Consider the following 1,123-nt stretch of genomic DNA (forward strand, 5'->3'; position numbering starts at 1 on the left):
ATCAGATTTGCAACGTAGCAAGGGTACTAAAAATATTATTTATTTAATTATTTTCATACGCTGAAGCAACATGGAAATATCGCTCAGCGCGATTTGCATAGTGCTGTGACAGAGTTCAATACATAGACAATTGCAGACTTAAGCACTTTAGCAAGAATGGATGTAACAATAACAACAGTGTTTTGCATAATTATTTTATATTGATAGAATGTAGGTTGACCTTAGAATGCGTATAGACGGTTAGGAGTAATCAATACATTTTCTAGCAACGGGTGATTATGCAAAATTAAAACAAATACACTACAGGATAATGAAATTGCCCTAAATATAATCCACAACTAGAAGTCGATTTTTCTGTTTCCGAGACATGATAAATGTGTTGAAAATAAAGCAGTTTTTCTTTTTAGAAAATAATATTCAAAAACCTGTATCATGCCTGAATTTCTGATCTCTTATGTGAAGGGGGTTAGTTTGCCTAGTATATTCATCAGTGTAGTATCGAGCTGCTAGTATTGATTAGTGAACATTAATATAGTTTAAGGTGCCCCATGCTCTGTTCAGTTCCTCATTTTTTTTGCAAAAAGGAATGAATACTTTTACGAAAGGCCTTGTTAGTTTTGAGTGTTTTAATTTCAAGTGGAATTCTGGGATAAAGTTCCGCCGCACGATAGATGAATGATTGAGAAATATAGTTTTTTCTTGCAAATGGGAGCTTAAGAGTGCCCCGACGACTATTTTCCCTGTATTCCTTTGGGACTATAGCATCATCTATTTTGACCTTTCCGGTTTTAATCTGATGAAAAAGAAGAAGATCAGCAGAAACTCGACGATCTTCAAGGGATTCCATATTGAGGATTTTTAGCATAGTTTTATAGCCAGGTCTATCTGGGAAGCGTTTTTGTAGGCTTTTCCTCCATATCCAGCGGAAGGCTCGTTTTTGCACTTTTTCAATTTCGACAATATCTTTTTTAAGCCATGGATTGTAGACTTGACACGAACTTTCAAGTATGGATCGAACATAGGTTTTATACATATTAAGAAGGAAATTAGTGCTAGAAGATTTGAGTGCCTTCCCAAGACAATAAAGTTTCCTCGTCGCTTTGATGGTAATTAATTTAATATG

1 protein-coding gene is annotated in these 1,123 nt (G+C 34.8%); it reads right to left on the reverse strand.

Annotated features, from left to right (window positions below; genetic code table 11):
- Positions 1 to 565: 565 nt before the first annotated feature.
- Positions 566 to 1,123 (reverse strand): hypothetical protein (locus ACQR30_RS10230; protein WP_429734683.1); only part of this gene is annotated, 558 nt, incomplete at its 5' end.

The sequence above is a fragment of the Arachidicoccus sp. genome, from assembly GCF_050436765.1.
Taxonomy (GTDB): Bacteria; Bacteroidota; Bacteroidia; order Chitinophagales; family Chitinophagaceae; genus Arachidicoccus.